This is a genomic window from Helicobacter rodentium ATCC 700285, from assembly GCF_000687535.1.
Classification (GTDB): domain Bacteria; phylum Campylobacterota; class Campylobacteria; order Campylobacterales; family Helicobacteraceae; genus Helicobacter_D; species Helicobacter_D rodentium.
In genome coordinates this window covers 146,340-167,963 of sequence record NZ_JHWC01000002.1, presented here as the reverse complement: position 1 = coordinate 167,963, position 21,624 = coordinate 146,340, and the positions used below count along the sequence as shown (strand labels likewise).

21 protein-coding genes are annotated in these 21,624 nt (G+C 36.1%); 9 read left to right on the top strand and 12 right to left on the bottom strand.

All coding sequences use genetic code 11. The features are described 5' to 3' along the window. Nucleotides 1-173: 173 nt before the first annotated feature. Together acnB and BS85_RS0102425 are read left to right on the top strand one after the other, a co-directional pair. The gene (gene acnB / locus BS85_RS0102430; RefSeq protein ID WP_026943412.1) at nucleotides 174-2,723 is read left to right on the top strand and encodes a bifunctional aconitate hydratase 2/2-methylisocitrate dehydratase; all 2,550 of its coding nucleotides are present in this window, start codon (nucleotides 174-176) and stop codon (nucleotides 2,721-2,723) included. A 187-nt stretch (nucleotides 2,724-2,910) separates the two neighbouring features. Beyond that, complete coding sequence (locus tag BS85_RS0102425; RefSeq protein WP_026943411.1) at nucleotides 2,911-3,942, top strand: cytochrome-c peroxidase; 1,032 nt, start codon at nucleotides 2,911-2,913, stop codon at nucleotides 3,940-3,942. A gap of 88 nt (nucleotides 3,943-4,030) precedes the next feature. Here BS85_RS0102425 and truA read toward each other — a convergent pair whose 3' ends face one another. The 4 genes from truA to gdhA all read right to left on the bottom strand — a co-directional run bounded on the left by truA (nucleotide 4,031) and on the right by gdhA (nucleotide 8,176). Then, nucleotides 4,031-4,822: a tRNA pseudouridine(38-40) synthase TruA gene (truA, locus tag BS85_RS0102420; protein ID WP_051604648.1), complete on the bottom strand. Its 792-nt coding sequence runs from the start codon at nucleotides 4,820-4,822 to the stop codon at nucleotides 4,031-4,033. Nucleotides 4,823-4,830: 8 nt separating this feature from the next. Further along, the gene (locus tag BS85_RS0102415) at nucleotides 4,831-5,871 is read right to left on the bottom strand and encodes an LptF/LptG family permease (protein WP_026943409.1); all 1,041 of its coding nucleotides are present in this window, start codon (nucleotides 5,869-5,871) and stop codon (nucleotides 4,831-4,833) included. Between the two features lie 115 nt (nucleotides 5,872-5,986). Then, nucleotides 5,987-6,817 carry a DNA ligase gene (locus tag BS85_RS0102410; RefSeq protein ID WP_026943408.1) on the bottom strand — a complete coding sequence of 277 codons (831 nt, stop codon included), beginning with the start codon at nucleotides 6,815-6,817 and terminating at the stop codon, nucleotides 5,987-5,989. 3 nt (nucleotides 6,818-6,820) lie between these two features. Then, nucleotides 6,821-8,176 carry an NADP-specific glutamate dehydrogenase gene (gdhA, locus tag BS85_RS0102405; protein ID WP_026943407.1) on the bottom strand — a complete coding sequence of 452 codons (1,356 nt, stop codon included), beginning with the start codon at nucleotides 8,174-8,176 and terminating at the stop codon, nucleotides 6,821-6,823. A gap of 266 nt (nucleotides 8,177-8,442) precedes the next feature. Here gdhA and BS85_RS0102400 point away from each other — a divergent pair, with 266 nt between their 5' ends. Further along, nucleotides 8,443-10,059, top strand: coding sequence for an EF-hand domain-containing protein (locus tag BS85_RS0102400; protein ID WP_026943406.1), 1,617 nt, complete (start codon nucleotides 8,443-8,445; stop codon nucleotides 10,057-10,059). 119 nt (nucleotides 10,060-10,178) lie between these two features. Here the strand turns inward: BS85_RS0102400 and flgL are convergent, their stop codons facing one another. The 6 genes from flgL to BS85_RS10790 form a co-directional block, all read right to left on the bottom strand. Beyond that, a complete protein-coding gene (gene flgL, locus BS85_RS0102395) occupies nucleotides 10,179-12,809 on the bottom strand; it encodes a flagellar hook-associated protein FlgL (RefSeq protein ID WP_026943405.1) in 2,631 nt (876 codons plus the stop codon). A 71-nt stretch (nucleotides 12,810-12,880) separates the two neighbouring features. Further along, the gene (locus BS85_RS0102390; RefSeq protein ID WP_026943404.1) at nucleotides 12,881-13,237 is read right to left on the bottom strand and encodes a methionine-R-sulfoxide reductase; all 357 of its coding nucleotides are present in this window, start codon (nucleotides 13,235-13,237) and stop codon (nucleotides 12,881-12,883) included. Beyond that, nucleotides 13,230-13,583, bottom strand: a complete 354-nt coding sequence (rsfS, locus tag BS85_RS0102385; protein ID WP_026943403.1) for a ribosome silencing factor — start codon at nucleotides 13,581-13,583, stop codon at nucleotides 13,230-13,232. The genes BS85_RS0102390 and rsfS overlap by 8 nt, the downstream gene beginning before the upstream one ends. Continuing rightward, the gene (gene nadD, locus BS85_RS0102380) at nucleotides 13,559-14,158 is read right to left on the bottom strand and encodes a nicotinate (nicotinamide) nucleotide adenylyltransferase (RefSeq protein WP_034550976.1); all 600 of its coding nucleotides are present in this window, start codon (nucleotides 14,156-14,158) and stop codon (nucleotides 13,559-13,561) included. The genes rsfS and nadD overlap by 25 nt, the downstream gene beginning before the upstream one ends. A gap of 10 nt (nucleotides 14,159-14,168) precedes the next feature. After that, nucleotides 14,169-15,710, bottom strand: a complete 1,542-nt coding sequence (locus tag BS85_RS0102375; protein ID WP_026943401.1) for a putative toxin — start codon at nucleotides 15,708-15,710, stop codon at nucleotides 14,169-14,171. A 48-nt stretch (nucleotides 15,711-15,758) separates the two neighbouring features. Continuing rightward, nucleotides 15,759-16,583, bottom strand: a complete 825-nt coding sequence (locus BS85_RS10790; protein WP_051604637.1) for an ankyrin repeat domain-containing protein — start codon at nucleotides 16,581-16,583, stop codon at nucleotides 15,759-15,761. A 244-nt stretch (nucleotides 16,584-16,827) separates the two neighbouring features. On the opposite strand from BS85_RS10790, the gene BS85_RS0102365 reads away from it, so the two are divergent. From BS85_RS0102365 to BS85_RS10065, 4 genes are read left to right on the top strand one after another with little or no spacing between them, the layout of a single operon-like run. Then, the gene (locus tag BS85_RS0102365; protein ID WP_034550974.1) at nucleotides 16,828-17,586 is read left to right on the top strand and encodes a prepilin peptidase; all 759 of its coding nucleotides are present in this window, start codon (nucleotides 16,828-16,830) and stop codon (nucleotides 17,584-17,586) included. Between the two features lie 24 nt (nucleotides 17,587-17,610). Beyond that, nucleotides 17,611-18,006 (top strand): YbgC/FadM family acyl-CoA thioesterase, encoded by a 396-nt coding sequence (locus tag BS85_RS0102360; RefSeq protein WP_026943399.1) that lies wholly within the window; start codon nucleotides 17,611-17,613, stop codon nucleotides 18,004-18,006. Nucleotides 18,007-18,016: 10 nt separating this feature from the next. Continuing rightward, the gene (locus tag BS85_RS0102355; protein ID WP_026943398.1) at nucleotides 18,017-18,265 is read left to right on the top strand and encodes an HP0495 family protein; all 249 of its coding nucleotides are present in this window, start codon (nucleotides 18,017-18,019) and stop codon (nucleotides 18,263-18,265) included. Then, nucleotides 18,213-19,085, top strand: a complete 873-nt coding sequence (locus BS85_RS10065) for a M15 family metallopeptidase (protein WP_084310129.1) — start codon at nucleotides 18,213-18,215, stop codon at nucleotides 19,083-19,085. The genes BS85_RS0102355 and BS85_RS10065 overlap by 53 nt, the downstream gene beginning before the upstream one ends. A 17-nt stretch (nucleotides 19,086-19,102) precedes the next feature. On the opposite strand, the gene fur is transcribed toward BS85_RS10065, so the two are convergent. Further along, on the bottom strand, nucleotides 19,103-19,561 hold the full coding sequence (gene fur / locus BS85_RS0102345) for a ferric iron uptake transcriptional regulator (RefSeq protein ID WP_026943397.1): 459 nt from the start codon (nucleotides 19,559-19,561) through the stop codon (nucleotides 19,103-19,105). A gap of 166 nt (nucleotides 19,562-19,727) precedes the next feature. Between fur and BS85_RS0102340 the strand changes: the two genes are divergently transcribed. Both BS85_RS0102340 and BS85_RS0102335 read left to right on the top strand, forming a co-directional pair. Next, nucleotides 19,728-20,036, top strand: coding sequence for a DUF2325 domain-containing protein (locus BS85_RS0102340; protein ID WP_026943396.1), 309 nt, complete (start codon nucleotides 19,728-19,730; stop codon nucleotides 20,034-20,036). 83 nt (nucleotides 20,037-20,119) lie between these two features. Further along, nucleotides 20,120-20,818, top strand: a complete 699-nt coding sequence (locus BS85_RS0102335; protein ID WP_026943395.1) for a response regulator transcription factor — start codon at nucleotides 20,120-20,122, stop codon at nucleotides 20,816-20,818. Nucleotides 20,819-20,860: 42 nt separating this feature from the next. On the opposite strand, the gene BS85_RS0102330 is transcribed toward BS85_RS0102335, so the two are convergent. After that, entirely contained in the window at nucleotides 20,861-21,622 is a 762-nt protein-coding gene (locus BS85_RS0102330; RefSeq protein ID WP_084310127.1) for a DUF5131 family protein, read from the bottom strand. Nucleotides 21,623-21,624 lie beyond the last annotated feature (2 nt).

The following is a 21,624-nucleotide window of genomic DNA, read 5'->3' as shown; positions in this document are numbered from 1 at the left end:
TTGATTAAAGATAATTTAAAATATTTTAAAGAAATACTCATTAAACCACAATGAAAAATTACACATTTTTACACATTTTTTGAAAAAAGATTAAAAAAAATTTATCTAAATGTGCATAATTAAATGGAAAATTTTGTATTATTAGATTTGACATTACTAAACAAGGGGAACAAATGAGTTTTTTTGAAGAATATGATAAATTAGTCAATGAGCGTGCAAAACAAAACATTCCACCGCTACCATTAAGCAAAGAGCAAACTTTAGAAGTCATAGAGTTGCTTAAAAAAGGCGAACGCACAAAAGAGCTAATAGAGCTACTCTCCAATCGCGTCAGTCCCGGCGTAGATGAAGCAGCAAAGGTTAAAGCAGAGTTTTTGGATTCTATTGCAGAGGGCAAAGTGAGCGTAGAGGGAATCTCTAAGACTTTTGCAATCCAATTACTTGGCACAATGCTTGGCGGTTACAATATCCAACCTCTCATCAAAGCATTAAAATCTAACGATAAAGATTCCGCAAAGGCTGCGGCAGAGGCGTTAAAAAACACTTTACTCGTCTATGATTCCTTTAATGAAATTGTAGAAATGTCTAAAAGCAACGCTTACGCGAAAGAAGTTTTAGAATCGTGGGCAAAAGCAGAATGGTTTTTAAACAAACCCGCATTAGAAGAGAAAATCACTGCTACGGTATTTAAAATAGATGGCGAAACTAACACAGATGATTTAAGCCCAGCAGGAGACGCATTCACAAGAAGCGATATTCCACTTCACGCACAAGCAATGTTGAAAAGCCGCACACAAAATGCTTTTGGTAGAATCGCGGAGCTTAAGAAAAAGGGACACCCACTTGTCTATGTGGGCGATGTTGTGGGAACAGGAAGCTCAAGAAAATCCGCTTGTAACTCGCTTGTATGGCATATGGGGCGCGAGATTCCTTATATTCCAAACAAAAAAGCAGGTGGATTAGTCATTGGAGGCGTGATTGCTCCTATTTTCTTCAATACTTGCGAGGATAGCGGCTGTCTCCCAATCATCGCTCCTGTAACCGAACTCAACGAGGGCGATGTGATTGATATTTATCCTTTTAAAGGTGAGATTCATAAAAATGGTGCAGTGGTTTCTAAGTTTGACTTTAAACCAACCACATTAGCCGATGAAATCCGTGCAGGTGGGAGAATCAATCTCATCATTGGACGCGGATTGACCACAAAAGCGAGAGAGGCATTAGGCTTACCAAAAGAAGAGATTTTTGCTAAACCGCAATCTCCAAAATCTAATGCAAAAGGCTTTACATTAGCGCAAAAAATGGTAGGACGCGCTTGTGGAGTAGAGGGAATCTTGCCCGGAACTTATTGCGAACCCCTTGTTACAACCGTGGGAAGTCAAGACACCACAGGAGCAATGACAAGAGATGAAGTAAAAGAACTTGCTTCATTGGGATTTAGTGCGGATTTTGTCTTGCAAAGTTTCTGCCATACCGCAGCTTATCCAAAACCAGCCGATGTTAAACTTCACGCGACTTTACCGCAATTTATGAGTAGTCGTGGGGGTGTTGCGTTGCGTCCCGGAGATGGCGTTATTCACTCTTGGTTGAATCGTATGGTTTTACCCGACACGGTCGGCACAGGCGGGGATTCTCATACAAGATTCCCGATTGGTATTAGCTTCCCTGCGGGAAGTGGATTGGTTGCGTTTGCAGCGGTTACGGGTTCTATGCCTCTTGATATGCCAGAATCCGTGCTTGTGCGCTTCAACGGCAAACTCCAGCCGGGCATTACTTTGCGTGATTTAGTCAATGCGATTCCTTATTATGCGATTAAGCAAGGCTTACTCACGGTGGAAAAAAAGGGTAAAAAGAATATCTTTAGCGGAAAAATCCTAGAGATTGAAGGTTTGCCAGACTTAAAAGTAGAACAAGCCTTTGAATTAAGCGATGCGAGTGCAGAGAGAAGCGCAGCAGCCTGCACGGTGGCATTAAACAAAGAACCAATCATTGAGTATTTAAAATCCAACATTACACTTATCAATGCAATGATTAAAGCAGGTTATCAAGACGCCAAGACACTAGAACGTAGAGCTAAGAAAATGCAAGATTGGATTAATAACCCTACACTTTTAAAAGCGGATTCCAATGCAGAGTATGCCGCAGTCATTGAGATTGACTTAAACCAAGTAACAGAGCCAATTCTTGCTTGTCCAAATGACCCTGATGATGTTGCGACATTAAGCGAAATCCTTAGCGATTCTAAAAGACCCCACAAGGTTGATGAAGTGTTTGTGGGAAGCTGTATGACAAATATCGGGCACTACCGCGCATTAGGTGAAGTCCTAAGAGATGAGGGAATGGTTCCAGCAACGCTTTGGGTTGCGCCTCCAACAAAAATGGACGCAAAACAACTTACCGATGAGGGGTATTATTCACTCTTTGGTGCAGCAGGAGCAAGGATTGAGATTCCGGGTTGTAGTTTATGTATGGGCAACCAAGCGCGTGTGAGAGATGAAGCGGTTGTTTTCTCTACCTCCACAAGAAACTTTGACAATCGTATGGGAAAAGGTGCGCAAGTTTATCTTGGAAGCGCGGAGTTAGCAGCACTTTGTGCCTTGCTTGGTAGAATCCCAAGTAAGCAGGAATATTTGGATTTGATTCCTAAAAAACTAGAGGGCAAAGAATCTCAAATCTACCGCTATTTGAATTTTAATCTCATTGAAGATTATATTCTAAATTAAACTTTAGGAATCCTTGAGATTCCTAAAAAAACTTAAAGTTTGCCATTAACCCCAAAACTATCCATATTCACTCCTTAAAAAACTTAATAAAATAAAAATTTTTATCTTTTAATTAATATTTTAGTCTGATTGAAATAAAATTTTCAAGATTGTTTTACAATCTAAACTTTCACAAAAAGGATTTTAGATGAAACGTCTTATCGTCTCATTATCGTCAATCTTAGTTGCTTCCACTCTTACACTTAGTGCAGCTGATCTTCTTAGTCAAGCAAAAGATAGCGGTTTAGTCCCACTGCCAAAAGATCAAGCTGGTGTAGATACAATGCTAACAGAGCTTGGGGTAAAATTCAGCAAATTTTCACAAGAAAAAGCAGAATTGGGTAAAAAACTTTATTTTGAACCTCGCTTATCCAAAAGCGGTTTAATCTCCTGTAACACTTGCCACAATCTTGGATTAGGCGGAACAGACGGAGTTGCAGCAGCTATTGGACATAGATGGGTGGCAAACCCTCACCATTTAAATTCACCAACCGTTTATAACTCTGTGTTAAATTCTGCACAATTTTGGGACGGGCGCGCTGGGGATTTAGCAGACCAAGCAAAAGGACCAATTGAGGCAGAACCAGAAATGGCAACACCTGCAAAACTAGCGGTTGAAAAAATCTCCTCTTTACCAGAATACAAAGAAGAATTTAAAAAAGTTTATGGTAGAAGCGGTGTAACATTTGATAACATCGCCGATGCGATTGCAAACTTTGAGCGCACACTTCTTACTCCTTCCCGCTATGACGCATTTTTAAATGGGGACGATAAAGCATTAACTAAAGCAGAAAAAGAAGGTTTGCAATTATTCTTGGATAAAGGCTGTGCAGCTTGCCACACAGGAGTGAATCTAGGAGGAAGTATGCAAGCATTTGAAGTTGCAGGAAAATATAAATTTGCAAATTTAGGAGATTTCAAAGGCGATGCCAATGGTATGGTAAAAACTCCTACTCTAAGAAATATTGCTGAAACTGCACCTTATTTCCACAATGGAGCAATTTGGGATTTAAATGAAGCAATTAAAGAAATGGGAAGTGTTCAACTTGGAATCAATATCACAAATGCTGAAGCTAAGAAAATCGCTACTTTCTTGAAAAGCTTAAGTGGTGAGAAACCAACAATCACTTATCCACAATTCCCTATTTCAACAGACAAAACACCAAAACCAGAATTATAATCAACGATTCTTGTTTTTTAAGCCCAAAACTTTTTTGGGCTTGAAGCCCTTTTAATTCTTCCATCTTGTAATTTATACAAAGATATTCTCAATAATCCACACGCGTTAAAAACAATCCATTAGGCGCAACAGGGATTCTATAAATTTTTTCTCCTCTTAACTGCGCTTTAAGTTCTTCTAAACCTAAATTTCCTTTGTCGATTTCTAGCAAAAAACCAACCATCAAACGAACTTGTGAGCGCAAAAATCCATTTCCCCAAAAAGATAGAATCCAGAAATTCTTCCTCTCCAACAATCGCACCCTATAAATTGTGCGCATACTTTGTCCTCTTGTTTTATTTGTTTTTACTAATTCTTCATCTTCGCAATCTCCACAACCCCCATTTTTCATAAAAGTCTTAAAATCATATGTGCCAACAAAAAGCTCTAAGGCTTGTTTTAATAATGCAACATTCTGAATGGAATAAGGCAAACTAAAGGGATTCAAAAAAGGGGAGGCTTGTTTGCTTAAAACATAGCAATATCCGCGTTTTTTAGCAGAGAATCTTGCGTTAAAATCTTTTGAAACACGCCAAATTTGCTTTATTTTGACAAAAGGTTGAAGTTTAACATTTAAATGCTGTTTTAAGCAATTCAAATCCCTCCAATAATAGGGAATCTCCAAAGAAATCACTTGAGCACTCGCATGCACACCCTTATCTGTGCGCCCACTCCCTACAAACCTACTAAAGATTCCAACACTTTGCAATGCAGATTCTATAACACTACTAACACTTAAAACATTCTTTTGACTTTGAAACCCAAAAAAGAATCCACCATTGTATGCAATTTTCATTGCAACTTTAAAAGAATCTTTTGATAAATCCTGTTTAGATTCCATATTAAAAATCAATAAAATCGTCCAATATAATGCCGATATAACCAATAACCACTTATTATCCAAACAATCGGCAATAATACCGAACCAATAAAAGGAATATAACTAGCACACAAATACATCAAGGCATAAAAAATCCCTATAACAGCCATAGCCTGTAAAATTGTATAATTTTTTTGATAACGAGGATTTTTAATACCCAAGAGAGGATAATAAAAGAGACTAATAACAGGAAAAAGTGAAAGTAAAATAGACATACTTAAATTTCTCTTTGTTTTTTCTTGTCTTCCATTGGAATAAAATGCTCTTTTCCAATACTCCATAACTCCTATGTGAGATTTATCTAAAGAATCGATAGCATTTCTTAATATCAACTGCTCAAAATGAATCTGCTCAATATTTTCATTAGGCTTACGATAAACTTTACCATCTTTTAATACAACTTCCATTGTGCCATTGGAATTAGAAATTTCTGCTTCTTTTGCGAAGATTAATCCTCTATTTTCTTTTCCGCTTTTTGCTAGAGATAAAAGAACAATATTTTCATATACATTATTATCGCTCCCACTTTTTTGCACATAGACAAGCCATTCACCCAATTTTTGACCAAATTCACCGGCTTGTAAATTGATGTTAATATTGCTCTTGCGCTCTTCTAAAAACTGCCGATATGCTACATCACTTAGCGGTGTAAGCACTAAGGACAAAATAAGCAAACTGCAACTAGCCAATATTGCTATGGGGAGAAAAATTTTAACAATAATTTTCGGATTCATTCCAAGCGCAAACAAAACAGGCAACTCATAATCAAAACTAAGACGCGACAATCCAAGCACACAAGCAATAAAAAAACTAAGTGGAATCACAAAAAATAACATTGTAGGAAGTGTGTAAAAATAAAGCGACAATAATTCAATAAAAGTGATTTTAACGACAAAGGTAACGCTTGCAATGCGAATAAAAATTACGATAGAAGCAATAAAAAACAATACTAAAAAAATAGGAAAAAAGATTTGCGCAAAGCTTTGAAATAAAAAATTTTTAATTCTCAAAAATAGTCCTAAGGATTTGATAAAATATTACTAAAAGGCGCATTTTACACTTATTTGTATTAAATTCTACCAAAAATATAAGAAGCATTTAAAGTTTATTTACGGCAAACGCATTTCAGATTCCACTTCCCCTAACTCTCAAAAACACAGGAAAGCGCGGGATTCCATTCTTGGTATAGCCTTGATATTTATAAGTAATCATTGTGCCAATTTTGGGTGGATTCTCTCTTTCGCGCTGACTGAATCCCGAGCCGATTTTAAATTGTTTTTTCTTCCCTAGAATCTCCGCCTCACACACCACCGCTCCCATTTTTCCTGCAAACTTCCCCTTGCCTTGTGTGTAATCCACCACCACACATTCAGAATCTAAAAAAGGTTTTAATTTATATCCAAGTTCAGGAATCGCATTGTTGCGGAGAATCACGCCCTCACCCCCTTGCTTTAAAATGCCTTGATAAAACTCCTCTAAATGCGCCCTATTTTGAATCGGAATCTGTGGAATGATTTGGATAAATGGGTTAGGATTCCGCTCTAAATACTTGCGCAAAAGTTGTAGGCGTTCCTGCAAAGTGCAATCCTCACAAACCCCACGCACATCAAAGATTTGAAAAGTAATTTGCCTCCACTGCTCCTCCTTTGGAATCGCGCTACTTACGATACTTAGCGTCTCCTCAAAGGCATTATGCCTTAACCACAACTCACCATCTAAGATAAAAGGTGGGAAGTTTTGAATCCAAAATTTTGGTGCTACAATCACATTTTCTTTACGCGTTTGGAGGCTTTTTCCATTCCAGATTCCACGCACACCATCAAATTTTTCACTCATTAAAAATTGCTGTAATTCTGTTTCTTTAAGGGGTTGGTAAAAAGAAAATCTTGGAATCTCGTCCGCATAGGAGAGATTCCAAAGAAAAAAGGAGAGAAAAAGTAGAATAAGAACCCGCAAAGCTTAGCACAAACCTTGCTCAATCATCGCATTAGCAACTTTTCTAAACCCTGCAATATTTGCTCCAAGCACGAGGTTTGTAGGTTCGCCAAACTCTTTTGCAGTTTCACTCGCATTTGCATAGATATTTTTCATAATATTGTGCAATTTATTATCCACTTCCTCGAAAGTCCAAGCTGTCATCGCTGCATTTTGGCTCATTTCAAGCCCACTTGTCGCTACTCCTCCTGCGTTAGCTGCCTTGCCCGGACCATAGCAGATTTTTGCGTCTAGGAATTTATGCACTGCCTCAATCGTAGAAGGCATATTTGCACCCTCGCTGACACATTTACAACCATTGTTTAATAAGTTTTGTGCGTCTTTTGCGTTAATTTCGTTTTGTGTTGCACTTGGGAACGCCGCAAACGCTGGAATCGTCCATAGAGGATTATGGTCGCTTGGATAATCTTTTACGCTTGTCCATTTTGCACTACCGCGTTCTTTTGCGTAGGATTCCAAACTCTCGCGTCTTATTTCTTTAATCTCTTTTAACAAGGCTAAATCAATGCCATTTTCATCATAAATCATACCCCTAGAATCACTGATTGTTACAGGTTTCGCCCCTAATTGTTGGAGTTTCTCCACCGTATAAATCGCAACATTTCCGCTTCCTGAAACTAAACAAGTTTTGCCCTCTAAATCACCAAAGTTACTATTTTTTAGCATTTCTTGCGCAAAATACACACTTCCATATCCTGTAGCTTCTGTGCGCACCAAACTTCCACCCCAAAGCAGTGATTTACCGGTTAAGACACCCTCATAAAGATTGGTTAATTTCTTGTATTGTCCAAACAAATAACCAATTTCGCGTCCGCCTACTCCAATATCTCCGGCGGGAACATCTGTGTGCGCTCCAATGTGGCGATACAATTCATTCATAAACGCTTGACAGAATCGCATTACTTCTCTATCGCTTTTGCCTTTCGGGTCAAAGTCGCTTCCGCCTTTACCGCCGCCCATTGCGAGACCTGTGAGAGAGTTTTTAAAGATTTGCTCAAAACCTAAGAATTTAATAATTCCCTCTGTTACGCTAGGGTGGAATCGCAAACCGCCTTTATAAGGTCCAAGCAAGGAGCTAAACTCAATGCGATAACCACGATTGACTTGAATTTCACCTTTATCATCTTCCCAAGTAACGCGGAAATTGATTTGACGCTCTGGAATCACGATGCGCTCTAGCACCTTATAAGATTCATATCTTTTATCTTTTTTAAGCGCGGGCTCAATGGACTCTAAAACTTCTTTAACCGCTTGGTGGAACTCTACTTGGTCAGGATAGAGTTTTTGGACTTTCTGAATGACATCTTGTGTGTAAGACATGAATCTTCCTTTCTATTTAAAATTTACGCTTGAAATTCTACTAAAATAAAATTTAATTTAAACTTATAAGTTAATATTTTTTGTTAATATTAAAGTAATATCTATAAATTTTTTAAAAATTATCTTACTTTAAAAAAGCTTGAATCGCTGTAAAATTAGGGATTTTTGAAGTGCAACAAAAAGAAAGATTGGATAAAAATTATATTTTCTCTTTAGTTTTTTAGAAAATAGCCGATATAGGTGGAAATCAAAATTAAGGAGACAAAATGCAAACCAATGCAAATTTCTCTTTGCAAACTTTTCAGTTTTCACACACTTCTTACACCCAATCAAGCGTGAATCAAAAGAATGCAAAAGAGATTACAAACACTCAAGCAAATAGCGTTCCACAATCTACAATTAACAAAGATGGCAATGGACAAGCTTCCAACATTACTTCTAGCACAAGCTTAATAGGCAATCATTTAAGCGATTTTCAAAAAGCTGTTTTGGATAGGGCATTAGGCACAGTTGCGCAGATTAAAGATGAAATGTTAAAAATGTGGGAAGATGTCTTTTCTAGTGTTGCCAACAAATCTGGCAACAACTCCACAAATACCACAATGACTTTGGAATCTTTTTTTAACACAAGTTTGGAGCAAAGAATTTTAGGAAGTGGCATTAGCCTCTCTCAAGGATTCTCTCAATCCTTAGAAGTCTCTATACAAGGCACAATTATTGCAAGCGATGGCACACAAAAACAATTGGATATTAACATTGGAATCTCACAAAGCTTTGTGCAAAACTTGCAAATTAGTCGCCCCAATGCGACACAAAATATTCCACAAGGGGTTAATAAAAAAATCATTGATCCGCTTGTGATTGATTATGAGGGAAATGGTACAGAGTTAAGCGATACAAAAATGCGCTTTGACTTGGATAGCGATGGGACGCCTGACCAAATTGCAACCCTTAAAAAAGGCTCTGGATTCCTAGCGTTAGACAAAAATGGTGATGGTAAAATCAACGATGGAAATGAGCTTTTTGGCACAAAAAGTGGCGATGGCTTCAAGGATTTAAGCGTTTATGATTCTAATGGCGATGGCAAGATTGACAAAGACGACCCCATCTATGATAAACTAAGAATCTGGACACCCGATGGCAATGGTGAGGGAAAACTCGTAGGACTTGGCGAAAAAGGTGTGGGAGTGATTTATCTAAACCCCAAAGAAAGCGAAGAGTTAATGAAAGGGGAAAGTGGAGATTTACTAGGCATTAAACGCAAGAGTGCGGATTTTCTCTTTAATAATGGAAACACTGGAAATATCCACCATATTGATTTAGTCAGTGAGAAAATTAAAGACGAAGCGGTGCAAAACCAAGCAACAAACGATGCGATTCTAGGTGGGCAAAGTATTTCTCAAATCCTTGCAAACAAGGCTTATCAAGGAATGGGCGTTTCTGCTTCTAATCTACCTCAAAACAGCATTATCCCGATGTTTAGTGCATTAGGAAATGGAATCACAGGATTGTTTGAACGCGTCCCTATGGCTAGTCTCACAAGCCTTGAACTGAAGGCAAATATTACAAGTCTTGAAGTCAAAATGTCCTTTAGCCTCAATTCTTTACAAACTGCGAGCAATGGCGTAAGCGATAAAGTCTCTCAAATTTGGGCAAAAGTAGAAGCAAACTTTGCAAAGATTGAAGCTGCAAGAGATTCCTTTGATAGCCTCTATACCAAAGAAGATAAACAAAATAATCTTGTAGATTCCTTGTTGAAAGGATTCAATGAGGAGAATTTAAAAGAAATGAATCGTTTGTTGTTTAACCCATTTGAAAGTCGCATTGACACTTTTAAAAACTCTTTTAATGCACAAACAATCCAAAAGCTTCTTACTGCCTAAATTACAATAGTAGAATCCTTTGGGATTCTATGTAAAATAGCTCCCAAAATAATCTAACTAGAAAATGATTCGCTTCTTGTGAATAAACAACTTCTGTTGATATTATCCACAAGAAATTCCTATACATAATTCACTAAAGAAAGTTGTGAAATCTTGCCAATGCTTGAGAGCATTGCTTGGTATCCAAGTGTGAGGGTTGAAAACTGCAAATAAGTTTCTGCAAAATCTGTATCAATGGTTTCGCTTCGCAAAGTTTTTACCTGAACCATCAAGGTTTCCGTGCGCTCAATGGAATATTCAAACGCATTCCCCTGCGCCCCATTTTTCGTATGCACCTTATTAATATGATCAGCTAAATGGTCAAAAATCGCTATTGCATTTTGGATTCCGGGATTCCGCATAGAATCGTTATATTGATCAGAACCCGGACGATAAACCCCATCTTCTACCGCCTTAATAATCTCATCAATTTGCTGAAAGAAATTCACATGTGGATCTTCGCCAATAACAGCATTGTTGGCTTGAAAAGTTAATGCCGGGTGAATTGCAGGAGTAACTCTGCCATTCGCGTCTAATGCAAAATTACTACTTTGATTATCATAAAGCATAAACTCCATACGCGTAGGAATGCGATTGAGATCTTTTAATTGTAATTGCCCATTGACATCTAAGCCAATCCATACATTATTTTTTGCTTGACTTAGCATTGTCTCATAAGAAAGCTTTTCTGCGGGATTGTTGAAGTTTGCCGCCGCATTAAAGACATTGGTTAAATCTCCGGGATTAGAATTGCTAAGATTCATCACAATTCCCATTACATCGGCTAATTGTTGATAAGTTACATCATCAGCCGGTGTTGCACTTCCGGCAACTTGCGGAGGGTTTCCATTGGCTTGCAAAATTGGAATCTCAATATTTGCAATATTGACGCCATTCATTGCTGCAGGAGAATCAATAATTAGCACACTCCCAGTATTTCTAAACTCTATCCTACCCTCAATCGGGATACCATTGACATCTTTAACCTCAAAGTTATAAATATGTCCATCAAGCCCTACTCCTGCAACTTCTGATAACTTTGTATCCATATCCGCATATTCATTCGTGGAGCGCACGATTTGGGACACATTGGAGCTAAGTGTGCCACCACTGCGAGAGAATCCCACTCTATCATATTCCACACTATAATCATTGCGGAATCCATTGATAGGATTGCCTGCTGCATCATTGGCAGTTAGCGTAATACTAAGGGAGCTATCTCCAATATAGGGCAATTCTTTATCGTCTTGGTCAGGTGGATTCTTTTTAGATACATTATTATCCACTACGACAATTTTTCCTTCCGAGAATTGCACATCTACATCTGCCCCATTCGCACCATAAGTTGTTTTGATTTGATCCATTAAATCTTGCACGGTTGATGTTGCAGTGATTGTGAAATTTGTAGGAGCTACTGCTGCACCCGCTGTATCCAATGCTATATTCGCGCCTGTACCGCTCAATGTAATGGAATCCACTCCTGCTGGAAAAATATCCCGTAACAGAGTATTGGACTTTGCTAATTCATTAGTATGCGTCCTAAATGTTGTTGGAATCGTATGGAGACGATGATCATTATAATCCTCTATGGAAGCAATATTTTCACTAGAAAATGTCCCAATAAATGGGCTTTGCACATAAGTATTCACTTTCACGCCACTACCAAGTAGGGTATCTATATCCTGTGTTCCAACTCCATCTCCACCCCCAGCTATGGTATTGTTAGGATCTTGGTAACTGCTAGAAACCATATAAAATTCAATGTTAGAACGCCCACCTGTTAAATCTTTAATCTCAATTTCTCCCCATTTATTAAGTGTTACTTCTACTGCCTTGCTTGTTTCTGTATTACCAAACTCTCTTCCAATTTTATCCAACAAATCCTGCACTGTAGAGGCTTGATTTTTATCCGTATAAGCTACATCCATAGAAAATTTGGATTTAAATGCCGTGCCATCTGCCCTACGTCCTGTGATATAAAAGACTTCTGGGGGATTATTACTAGCATCTGCGTCATTGTCTCCCACTAAATCACGCAAAGTATCTTCTGCTGTAATATGCACTTCTTCACTCACCCCTGTTGGGTGTAAAGGGTCCATAATCTTTGGATTAAGTTTGCTTTGATTAAACTTGGGAATGTTGGTAGAAATCACACGATTCTTATCATTATCTGAACCAAAAAACAATTCTTTCCCTGTGATATTGTAAGTAACTGAATTGTTGGAGCCAAGCAATGCATTTAAGCTTGCATTATTTCCATTATAACTACCATCAGCGTTAAAAGGCTTTGATGTCGTAGCTGTGCCTCCAAAAATATATTCACCCCCCACCGAAGTATTTGCAAGGGTTAAAAAGTGATCTCTAATAGACTTTAAATCCTTAGCAATCGCAAGACGAGAAGTTTCACTATGAATATCGTTTGCGCCCTGAACAAGCTTGGTTTTAAATTTGTCCATATTTTTTGTCAAATCACTTAATGCTGTATCTGTATGCTTTGTGTAAGTTAAAGCATTGGTTGCGAGTGAATGGCTTTGTTGTAAGGTAGTAAGATTATAATCCAATGCTAAAGTTTTGTTAAAAATAGAAGTTCCTTGATACCCATATTGAATCTTTAATCCGTTCATTTGGGATAAAGTTCTATCTAAACTAGTTTGTGTCTTGTTTTGTTGATATTGCATAATTGTATATCTTGAGCTAGTTCCGATTCGCATACCTAAATCCTTATTTATCTAAGCAAAGCTAGATTTATTTTTAAGAAATATGAAGCAAATTTTATTCCATATTAGCTTTTTGTGAAAGTTAATGCAATAGAATTTACGCAATGTCGGGTATTTTTTTGTGTGAATCCCTCCCCCATAAATATATGCCCCAAATGTCCGCCACAATTTGCGCAAACAATTTCCGTTCGTCTGCCATCTGCGTCTAATTGCTCTTTGATTGCCCCCTGTAAAGAATCATCAAAACTAGCCCAGCCACAACCACTATGAAATTTACTAACAGAATCGTATAATGCTAACCCACATTGTTTGCAATGATAAACTCCTATCTCAAAAAAATTTTCAAATTCTCCGCTAAATGGTGCTTCTGTGCCTTTATGTAAAATAACACGCTCTTCTTCTTGGGTTAATTTTTTATACATTTCTATCCTCTTTTCTCTGAAGGATTTTTTGTAAAAATTCCTCCAAATTAAACTTTCTGCGTTGATTTTCCGTAAAAAGATGAACAATCACATCACCCAAATCTATGACGATCCAATTTGGATTCTCCTCATCAATATGAAAAAAACTCTCACCCTTAGCCTTTAATTGTTTCTTTAGCTCCTCTAAAAGAGCTAGAGAATGCCTATCTGCAAGTGCGGTGGCAATCACAACAAAATCCACAAAATAATCCGTTTCTTTTAAATCAAAAACTTCAATATTTTCGCCTTTTTTCTCCTCTATAATATGGCAGATTTCCTTAACTACTTCTTGTCTGTTGTCCTGCAATTCATTTCCTTTAATATTAATTCCAATATTGCTTGTGGGATTAAGCAAGATAAACTTTCAAAATCCCCACAAGCCAATTTATTCCGAATCTCTGTGGAACTTATATCCATTGTGCGAAACGATAGAGATTTAAATTCCTGCGGAATCCTAAAACCTTTGCGCGGAATTATAACAAATTCTACGCTCTTTTTAAGTTTATCAAAATCTTTCCATTTAGAAAGAGATTCTACATTGTCTGCACCCACTAGCAAATAAACTTTGCCTTTTGATAAATAGGTTTGTTGGATAAATTGCAAAGTTTGATAAGTTGGCACAGGTGCATTTTGACGCACTTCATAATCTAGCACTTCCACCTTATCTTTAAACGAATTAGGCAAACTTTGACACAGAATCCTAAGCCACTCCAAACGAGCTTTTGGAGAAAAGTAAAAATTAGATTTGAAAGGATTGAGAAAGGTTGGCACAACAAAAAGTTTATCAATCTCAAGCTCTGCTAATGCTGATTCTACAATACGCAAATGTCCAAAATGTGGCGGGTCAAAAGAACCACCAAAAAGTGCAAAATGATACGACATTTTTATCCTTTTAAACTTTTTGTAAGCTTTTGTTTTTGTTTAATTCTTCTTCTAGTTTATTAGAATCATTTAAATTTAATCTTTTAACCATTGTCTTATTAGGTGCTGCTCCTTTAATGTGATGAAGATAGATTTCTTTAAAGATTGTTTTTATGCTTCTGTTGGCGTGTTTATGATATATAAAACCTTTCCTAGAACCCGTATGGTTTGCATCGTTTGAATTAAATTCTGCTAAACCTGTTATATTATCCATTAATTGAGTATAATGATTACATAAAAATAAATAATCTAATTCATATTCTCTTGCGAGTTTTAATTCAAAACTAATTTGTTCTGTTAGGCTTTGAGTTTGGACATTCTTAACTTCTACTAAGGCAGGATAATCATTAAGAGTTACTAGAAAATCTGGAATCGTATGATTAAATCCATTAGTATTGAAATTTGCATCTAATTTTCTCCTATTAGATAAATGTCTAGTAGATTTTTTCTCAAAGAGTAAGGAAGCTACACATTCTCCTGTATCGCCTATGTTTTTGGAGTGGATTGGTTCTTCATTGTTTTTAAAATTTTCAACGATGTTTTTATAATCTTCAGCCTTGTTCTTGTTCATTAATAAGAATTTAAGTCTGCCTAATAGGCTTGTTTCTTGACTTGTTTTTCCTTTTTTATCTTGTAGATTTTTAATCTTTTTCTTTAATTCCTCTTTATCGTTTATTATATCTTTTAAGCTTTTATCTTGCTCTAATATGGTTTTCTCCATTTCACTCACTCTTAACTCACGCGCTTTTGGGATAGCTTGTGCTTGAGCTAGTTTATCCTCTTGTGTGAAATCTCTATTTTCATTCAACATTCTATGAAACTCTTTAGGTGTTTGCAAGGTTAAATCTGGATTCTTTATTTCAGCGATTTTTCTTTGAAAAGTGAGTTCTTTTTCTTTAGTGCTATGAAAATCAGTAACAACAAAGCCTTTATCCTCTAAAGGCATAGGGTCAAAGTACAAATCTTTATCTTTTTGTTTAGAAACTAATCGCGGGATAAGATGATAAATCCCTTTTTGAAAACATTTTTGAAAAAACTCCGCTTCAACCTCTACAATTCCATTGTCTATTTCAAAGCCATCAGGATTAAATCCTAATGTTTTATTTACACTTTTATATTTGTTTTCCTTACTAGTATAAACATCATAGAAAATATCATAGTCTTTAAATTTGCCTTTTCTCTTTTCTTGACTTTGTGTGTTTATTTTTTCTTTGTAAGTATTTTCTGTAAGAGCATTGATTTCTTTGTCAATTTCTTTAGCATATGCTTTCGCAGCTTCTTTGCTAATGATTTCTTCCTTTTTTTCTTGGGAATTCATTTTTACAATCTCTTGTTCTTTGTGGATTTTTTTTCCACCTTCATTTTCAAATTCTTCTCCATCGCTTTTCCCTTTTGCTTGTAAATGATAAGGCTCATAAAATACTAGAGAGCAACCCCCTAGTATATAAACCTTTTGAAATTCCTTGATGTGAAATCGCACTTTGGCAAAATTGATTTTTATGTTTTCATTCATTTTTTGATTTCCTTTGTGGATTTGTTTGTAGTTTTACCTGCTTTTGTCTTATTTTCCTTTGCTCATCATTTCAGCAATTCCTTGATTGATGAGTTTATATATTTCTGCGTGTTGCTCGTCTGTTAATTTATGATAATTTTCATCAAAACTCTTTCTATTGTTAAGATCTACCCCAAATGCCAAATATGCCTCGTCTATAATCTTGCGAAAACTCCTAGCACTCTTAGCCCCTGCGTCTTTGAGAAGCTTTTTATTTCTAGCTCCTTGTGCTTTATCTAAGGGAGTGAAAGCTCCAACATAATAATTCACATTTGCCCCAAGCTCTATTAGAATCTGAGTAGCTTTGTGGTTTGGAGATTCTTCTACAGCGTGAAACAAAGGTGTTTCTCCCGATCCGTCTAACACATCTACATTTGCTCCTGCTTTTGTAATGGCTATTTTAAGAGCCTTATAATTATTATGCCTAGCCCAATAATGCATAGGATTCCAGCCAGAATCAGATGCTATTTTCTCACAAGTTAAGCCCTTATCTACAAGATATTTGATGACTACTTCATCCTCGCCACCATATCCAATGTATGCTGTCAAGGCATTATCCGCGAATTTGCTGTGGTAATCAATCCTTAGCCCCCATTCTTGTAAAAACTCTAGCATTGCAGGGTCTTTATATTTTTCATACGCCACTGCTGCTTTGGCAATGACATATTCTACTTGAAATAAAAAAAGCTTGTATGTGCCGTCTTTAATATTTGCCTCATAAAAACTCTCTTGCAAGGGATACTCTTGTAAAAATGCCTTTACTCTTTCTATATCATTTGTTAAAACAAGTGCAAATAACTCGTCCTCAAGAGCACTTCCTTGCCACCTATCCATTGCCTTAATTTATTCTAATGTTTTCATTGTGTCTCTTTTTTGTAAGTTTAGTTACATTTTAAAAAATTTAATTTTAATCCGCTCTTAAGTCTCCTCCTTTCAAGATAAAAATTGATTTACTTTTTTCATAGAAAACATTAGAAGTTTTTGCTCTATTTTTCCTCTACCACTTCTTTGCAAAGTTGAGAAAATCTGCAAAAATATTATAAAATTTAGGTAAAATTGTAGTAAAAAGGTGCAATTTATGGAATGGTTTGAGTGGTTTTTGATTTTTTGTTTTGGGCTTAGTTTTGGCTCTTTTGCAAATGTTCTAATCTATCGCATTCCACGCTCTTTAAGCCTAATCTTTCCGTATTCTTTCTGCCCACATTGTCAAAGAAAACTTCAGTGGAAAGATAAGATTCCTATATTCTCCTTTCTTTTTTGTCGCGCAAAATGTCGCCATTGCAACTTTAAGATTCCTCTTTTTTACTTACTAAGTGAAATTTTAGGTGGAATCTTAGCGGTTTTTTGTTGTGCGTGGCTTGGAATTTTTGGCATTGTTCTCTTTTGGCTTCTGCTATGTTTTTATGTTTTAAGCGTTATTGATTGGGAATTCCTAGCGATTCCAGATAGTTTAAATTACTTAAATTTAGCATTTGGCATAAGCTATGGTGCGGTAACATTACCTCCAAATTTGCTTGGCATCTCTTGGGCAGAATCTCTACTCTTTGCTTTTTGTTTTATGGGGATTGCAAGTTTTTTGCGGCTTTTTGTGGGCAGTTTCACCCGCAAAGAAGTCTTGGGAGAAGGAGATATTATCGTTTTTGGCACACTTGGCGCAGGGCTTGGAGGATTAGGAGGAATTTTAGCAATCTTTTTTGGCGCAAACTTGGCACTTTTTGTTTTGCTATTTTTACGCTATAAAAACAGACAACAAACAGAGATTCCTTTCGTTCCTTTTTTGTTTTTTGGATTCTTGTGCGTTATCTTGTGTGAATTTTTTGGATTTAATTTGCTATAATAAAACAAAGTTAAAAGGAAAAATATGCAAATAAGAGTGTATTACGAGGATACCGATTGTGGTGGAATCGTTTATCATTCAAACTATTTAAAATATTGCGAACGCGCACGCAGTGAAGCATTTTTCAAACAAGGAATCGCACCTTTGCAAGATGGAATCGGATTTGTTGTTAAGGATATGCAAATTGGCTTCCATTATCCCGCAAAGCTTGGCGATTTGTTGGAAGTCAAAACACAAATCCTAGAGCAAAAATCCGCTTCTTTAACGCTTTTGCAAAACATTTATTTAACCAATCCCACAACTCCTAAAAAAATTTTTTCCGCTACCATTACACTTGTTTGTATGGATTCAAAAACCCAAAAAATTAGTAAGATTCCACAATGGGCGCAAGAAATTTTTAACACCTTAAAAGAAAAATAAAGGAATATTAATGGAAGAGAAGCAAAAGATTCAATATCCCTGCACTTGGCATTACCGCATTATTGGTAGCAGCAAAGAGGAATTGTATCTAGCCGCATTAGAGTTAATAGATAAAGAATTTATCCACTCTCCTGCTAAAGAAAGCAGTAAAGGCAAATATCATAGCATTAATATAGAAGTTCTTGTGTCTAGCCAAGAAGAACGCGATGCAATCTTTGCAAAACTACATTACGATTCAAGGATTAAATTTGTCCTCTAAAATCATTTTAGCAAGTCTTTTAGCTAGTCAGATTCTTCTTAGCGCAGAATCGCAAAGCTCCAAGATTCCAGAATTTAACCCAAAAATTGCCACACACTGCTTAATCAAACACTATAATCCACTCAACCTTGAAGCACAAAATGTCTTAAGATTTAAGGGGCAAAATATAAGTTGGAATCTCCAATCAAAATCCATAGAAACCCCAACTGCACTAACTTACCAAAAAGACTTAAAAAACGCACAACTTGTAGATTCTTTCACCTTTCCCTACCCACTTGGAAAGTTCGCAAAAATGCCTTACGAGGATAGCTCTAGGATTCGTGATATTACGCTTTTTTCTCATCTTTATGGAGCAAATGAAAAAGAAGTCAAACAGCATTTAAAACCTCTTGTTTGGTTAGATGGCACGGAAATATTATTCAACACAAAAAATGGTGCTTATGACGCATTAAAACGCGTTAAAAATCACTTGGAAAAACTGATAGATTCCAATCCTTATCTTAGAATCTATTTGCAAAATATCGGTGGCACTTTTAAGTGGCGCAAAATTGCCAATTCTCAAAACATAAGCGCACATAGTTTTGGAATTGCGATAGATATTAATGTGGCAAATTCGCGTTATTGGCTATGGGATTTAAGGAATCAAACCTTAAGCGATTCTCAATCTGTTGCCACCATTCCACTTGAAATCATTGAGGCTTTTGAAAATGAAAACTTTATTTGGGGTGGGCGTTGGTGGCATTATGATACAATGCACTTTGAATATCGCCCGGAAATTTTATGTTATGCTAAAAAGCTTTCGAGTTTGAATACTTTTTAGAAACAAACATTAAGATTCTATTTTTCAGATTTTTTAAGGCATTTTTCACATACTACATAAAGCAGCATATCATGTCCTACGGGTTTAGCGTTGTAAGAATTTGTAACTTCTATTTGCAGACTTTCAATTTCGTTGTTGCAAAACTCTTCAATCTTCCCACATTCTACACAAATAATATGATCGTGGTGTAGCCCACTTGCAATCTCATAACGTTTTCCACTCTTATCCACTTCAATAGAGCTAATAAAACCTTCTTTTTCAAGAAATGACAAAATGCGATAAATAGAAGAAATACTAGCATTCGCGCAACTTTTACGGATAATTCCAAAAATATCTTCAGGACTTAAATGCCCTCCGTCCTCATAGAGTGCTTTGAGTATAAATTCGCGTTGTTTGGAATTTTTGAGATTATTTTTTTTAATAGATAAATGCAATCTGTCCAAAATAGTTTTGAGAGATTCTTTGTATTTTTTCACTTAGGAATCCTTATTTATGATTTTATCAAGATAATGTTCTTAATTGTAGCAAAATATTATCTAATAAATCAAATATAAAGTAATAATTATTTTTATTTTATATTAAGTTGATATTGATTATCATTTTATATAAATATTAAAATCATACAAAATTAAGGAGTCGTGATTGTCTGTTTTAGTTATTGGTGGTGATGAAATTACTCCCATTAGAGCGGTATTAAAAAATTTGGGTTGTCAGTCTATTACGCATTGGGACGGAAGGAGAGAGAGCATAAACCATAAAGTGTTACCTCAAAATATAGATTGTTTGGTAATGCTTACTAATTTTTTAAACCATAACACAATGAAAAAATTTCGCACAGAAGCAAAAAAGAAAACCATTCCTATCATTTGCACAAAACGAAGCGTAAGTTGTCTATATTGTGAATTTTTAAAAACATTTAATGACAAAAATTGCCCTTGTAATGTAAAATAGCTTTTATTGTTATTTTACCTTTATTTTCTTACAATTATTCAATTATTTCAAGAACTATATTTTGGAATAATTTAAGGACAAAAATGCTGCCTTCTTTACTTGAACCGCTTGGTAACTTAACAATTCTAATAGTAGAAGATGACCCGGTCGCATTAGATTTACTAAAGATTCCGCTAGAACGTCGCTGTCGCAAGATTCTAACTGCCAAAAAAGGTGAAATTGGTTTAAAACATTTTAAAAATAATGTTATTGATATTATCATCACAGACATTAATTTAGGAGGAAAAATAGACGGAATCGCGATGGTTAAGACAATACGAAAAACCAATCCAAATATTCCCGTTATCTTTATGACTGCTTATAGCGATGAAGAAAAAATTACCGAAATGATTAAACTCAACGCTTGTTCATTGATAAAAAAGGCTGTGGATTTAGAAGAGCTATTTGTTCTCCTATTAGGAATCAACAAACAACTTCATAAAGAACAAACAATGGATTTAGGACAAGGGATCTTTTATCGCAGAAGAGATAAATCCATATTAAAAGGCTTTGCGGTTTTTGAACTAACAGATAGGGAATGCCAAATTTTAGACTTACTCATCAATGCAGATGGCTATCCTGTAACCTACGAGGAATTTCATAACCAAATTTGGAAAGAACAACAAATGACGATGGATTCTTTGCGTATGCACATTAATAGCATTCGCCGCAAAACCTATTACGACCTTATCCGTAACCATTCTCGTTTAGGTTATAAATTAAATTGTGTCTTTTCGGACTAATCTCTAAACCAAACTCATTTCTTAAATACTTAGATTTTGTCTTCATTTATCAGAAATCCAATCTATCTTTGCTTTTTGCGCTTGAATCCTTTGTAATTTCTTTGGAATCCTATAAAGCTTGGAATCTTTTATGAAATTTGCGCCTGTTTGATGAAAACGGAATGTAATTCCTGCAAGTTTTGCCTGTCGTTGTAAAGACAGCACCCAAGCAAAATCACACACTCTAGCATTCAATCCCGATTCTCCACCTACACTAACTTCTGCAATCTTGCTAGAATCCAAAAAAGGCGTTAAGTCAATATTTTCTAAAAGCGGTGCGCAAATAATCCAACGCGTTAGAATGGGAGATTCCAAAAATAGAGGCAACCTCGCATTAGCTTCTTTTTGGGATTCCACACTGCAACCCACAATCACATTAGGATACCCCCTACCCCAACCACTAGGGATACATTCTCTAAATCTTGCAATGCGCTTGGTGAAAAATATAAAAGTGCAGTCTTGACGCTCTGCAATCATTTTCCATACAGGATCCCTCCATTCATCAGCACTTTCTAGCAAAAAATCACTGCTAAAACATAACCAAATTTTTGAATGACTTGGAATCTTATAATCTCCATTGCGTCTTTTGGCAATAGGCAAATAAAAATTACGCGTTTTATAAATCTCCTTAGCGTTTTTTCCAATAATGGAATCTATTGCAAAAACATAGCAATTCCTACAACCCTCACTAAAGCGCACACAGCCGTGCCAAGGATTGTAATAAATTTCTAGGGGTGTGTCAAAAAAGGGTAGCTTAGGCGACAAAG